General features: G+C 43.9%; 3 protein-coding genes and 1 riboswitch. All 3 genes read right to left on the reverse strand.

The annotated features are described in order from the left end of the window. Positions 1-632 precede the first annotated feature (632 nt). Entirely contained in the window at positions 633-2,297 is a 1,665-nt protein-coding gene (locus VK080_RS08275; protein WP_324224298.1) for a peptide ABC transporter substrate-binding protein, read from the reverse strand. A 126-nt stretch (positions 2,298-2,423) separates the two neighbouring features. Then, positions 2,424-2,527, reverse strand: a riboswitch (TPP riboswitch). Between the two features lie 445 nt (positions 2,528-2,972). Beyond that, positions 2,973-3,341, reverse strand: a complete 369-nt coding sequence (locus tag VK080_RS08280; protein ID WP_324224299.1) for a hypothetical protein — start codon at positions 3,339-3,341, stop codon at positions 2,973-2,975. A gap of 155 nt (positions 3,342-3,496) precedes the next feature. Beyond that, the coding region (locus VK080_RS08285; RefSeq protein WP_414672232.1) for an FIMAH domain-containing protein at positions 3,497-3,751 on the reverse strand (255 nt) is incomplete at its 5' end.

Here is a 3,751-nt window from a genome sequence, read left to right on the forward strand (position 1 = left end):
CCCCTTCGCCCTTGACACCTTAATCGAAAACCATTGGCGTGTTTGTCAAGAGCGATGGCGGCAGCTCGAAAGCCTTCTGAAACTTTTAATCCTTATTCTGGAGTTATTTTCATAGAACTTTTTACACTACCATTTTAATAATAGATTCTGCGCTGCCTATCGCCACTACACCCCCTTTTTTTAGTTAGTAAAGCTAACTAACCAACTTATTAAAGAACTTACCACTTTGACAAAATAATGTAAATAGTAAAAAAATACTATCTTTAGAAAGCAGCTCTAAAATCCTTTTAAAGTTTTCATAATGCAAAACACACTTTTTTCAACACGGACATAACGAACTCCGGCGAGCTATTGCCGGAGTTCCTCTTTGGATTTTTACATGTAAATGTGAACGTTTTGGTGACGAACTTATCTTATTTGCAGCCGCCGTTTTTTCATCCGTTGAAGGTTCCAAAAAACATAAATTGCGTCCTTTCTATTATTTTAAAGTTCAAAGTGTCCGTAATTTAAATAGCATATTAAATCGGTAAAACTAACCGCATCAAGGTTTTCTGCCGTACCACTCTCCGGATTTAAACAAAAGAAAGCCGCACAACAGAGACTTATCCACGTTGTACAGCCTCCACTCCCTACTATTCTTCCACATCAACCCATTTATAATTATCCGCACTGACCTGATAGGTGATCAGATTACTGACATCATCTTTTTGCAAATAAGCCGTGCCGGTTTGATAAAGTGGGACGAGTACGGCACTCTCTTCAATCAGCAATTGCTCCGCTTTCAACAAGGCATTCCAGCGCTCCATCGGCTTATCGGCCAGATTGGATTTCGAGTCAAGGACCAACTTGTCATATTCTTCGTCCGAATAACCCGTATGGTTGCCTGGACTGTCGGTGATAAACAGATTCAAATAAGTCATCGGGTCCTGATAATCGCCGCCCCATCCCGTTAAAATCAGCTCGTACTTTTGATTAACGTTAGCGTCCACGCTTTGTTCAGGCGGTACATTTTTAATCGTGATCGTTAGCCCCGGAAGCCTGGACTCCCATTGATATTTGAGGTTTTCGGCAATGGTTTTCGATGAACTGGAATCGGATGTCGTCAATTCAAATTCCAGTTCGTCCTTACCCAGTTCCTGTAGTCCTTGCTTCCAGTGTTCTTTGGCCTCATCAACGTCATAATGGATTAGCTCGCCATTTTCTTCGCGGAAGTCCTCGCCGGTTTCCGGGTTTTCCGACAGCCCTTGTGGCACCGTGCCATAAAGCACGTTTGAGCCGTTATTGAGGATTTCATTGACGATAACTTCCCTGTCAAGTGCCTTATTCAATGCTTTCCGTATGTGCAAATTGGCAAGATCCGTCTGCTCTCCATTTTTTCCCTGGTTCATCTTCAAAAATTTGACCCCACCCGTCAAAAAGGTGTGGTATTCATCATCTGATGCATATTGATCAACAAAATCACCCGTCAGATTCACGCGATCCAGCTGGTCATTTTCGTAAAGATCGACCGCTGTCTGTGTATCTTTCACAACATTAACCTCAATCTTGTCAACGTTGACGGCTTCTTTATCCCAGTACTGATCATTTTTTGCATAAGTCCATGTATTCCCGGTTCCGTTCCAGTCTTTCAGAACAAAGGGACCGTTATACAAGGTATGTTCACTGTCTGTTGCGTATTTATCCCCTTGCTCCTTGATGAACGCTTCAGGCTGCGGGAAAAATACGGCTGTCGTCAATAAATCTTTGAAATATGGTACCGGCTCTTCCAGCGTCACCTTCAATGTTTGTTCATCCAGTGCCTCGACACCGAGCTCATCAACCGGTTTGTCGCCTTTTAAAATTTCCGATGCGCCTGCAACGATCTCCTCAAACTGCGGCCCGTATGCGGCACCTGTGTCCGGGTCAACTGCCTTTTTCCAGGCGTATTCAAAATCGTCCGCAGTAACCGGTGAGCCATCCGACCATGTCGCATCTTCACGTATTTTGAATGTATAAACTCTATTATCATCACTGACCTCAGGTTCACTTGCTGCCATGGCCAATTGTGGTTCTCCATCTTCATCCAGACGGTACAACCCTTCAAATATTTGGTTGATGACATTAAAGCTCATGTCGTTATCGGCCATTGTTGGATTCAAACCGGGAATTTCACCGGAAGCACTCAGCCGGAGCACTTTTTCTTCCTCTTCGCCGGTGTTCCCTTCAGACGCTGTTTCCTCTTGTCCTTCTCCACTGCAAGCGGTCAATACAAGTAAAATCAGCAGTAAAACCGGCAAAATTTTTCGTATGTAATGCATCACGCTTCCCCCTTCTTATTATCAGATAACAGCATCAGGTCCAACTTGATTCATTGTACAATAAAAAAATTGCATCCCCGTGAGAATGCAGTTTGTGTTTTTACGCAAAGACGTATTAAATACCCTTATGCCGCAAACACACTTCCCCACGCCGGTATTATCCGGATCGAGTACAAAGGGTCAGAACGCATTGTCCTTCTCAGCCATAAACAGCTCCCCCAGTGCTTCAATCACTTATGCAATTGCCAATGTATCTATATTAACATGCCGAAATCTATTTTCAAGTTTTTGGACTCTCTTAAATATTTATATATACAGCGGAGATTGTGTAAGGACGCAGCGAAGGCATCCCGCACGAATTGGTGATGTTCTCGCACAAGTCTGAGCCACTCTCGCGCGAGTTTGGGACGCCCTCGCACAAGTTTGGGCCTACCTCGCACAAGTCTGTGCCGCTCTCGCACGGGTTTGGGCCTACCTCGCACAAGTTTGGGACGCCCTCGCACAAGTCTGAGCCGCTCTCGCACAAGTTTGGACCTCTGCCCACCAAGGGTTCTTAAAACAATACATTAAAAGACTTAACCCCGCCACATCAAACAAGGTACAAGCATTTCGTCTTCATGCAACCCGCCGTGTGCACCTTTAAAGAAACCCAGCGAACCTTTAGCCTGCGGTGGATCACGCATCGAGACCAGGCCTGTAGACCGTAATGAAATTTTTCTCATTTTCACGCAATGCGTCAGCAGCTAACGTAGGGATCGTTGATGTAAAATGATAGCCGGAAAAAGTACTGCCTCGATGATGCACTGTGCTCAGCAGCGAACCTTTAAAATTTTTATCCGTAATGGATATTGAATGCACGTCTTTATCCCATAAATGTTGAGAAGCGGTCGGCTGATTAAGAAAAGGATCAAAGTCATCAATCTGTCTGCCATCAAAAAAGCCATATGAGAATACGAGATTCGCAACGTCTTCGATTTCAGGTATGTATGCTGAAAAACTGGTTAGGCCATGTTTAGCCGGAATGGAACCTGTATAAATATACAAAAACGAGTTCGACATCCTATCATGGACAAGGAGCTGATTCATAATCATTGCCCAGTTTTAGAAATGGCCACCGTCCCATTTAACTTAAAGCTCTTTGATCCGCCAATAATCAATGGATCCCCCCAGCAAAACGCCAGAGGGATTCCACGACAACACTATTGCCATTGTTTGATTAAATTATCGGCATGCCTTACCAATGTTTGGGCAGCTTCTTTATCCATTTGGCCATCTTCCTGGTATTTTTTAACCAATTGTTTCAAGCCTTTCATGTGCTTATCTGCCTTTCCCAATGAATCCTTCTTTACATAGTGATCCAATGAAGTCAAATGGGTCTGCAGCAAACGTGCATCACGATCTTTTTCGATTTTACCTTCCTCTGTATATTGATCCACCAATGTTTTCATTACCTT

This window comes from Lentibacillus sp. (assembly GCF_035301925.1).
Taxonomy (GTDB): Bacteria; Bacillota; Bacilli; order Bacillales; family Amphibacillaceae; genus Lentibacillus.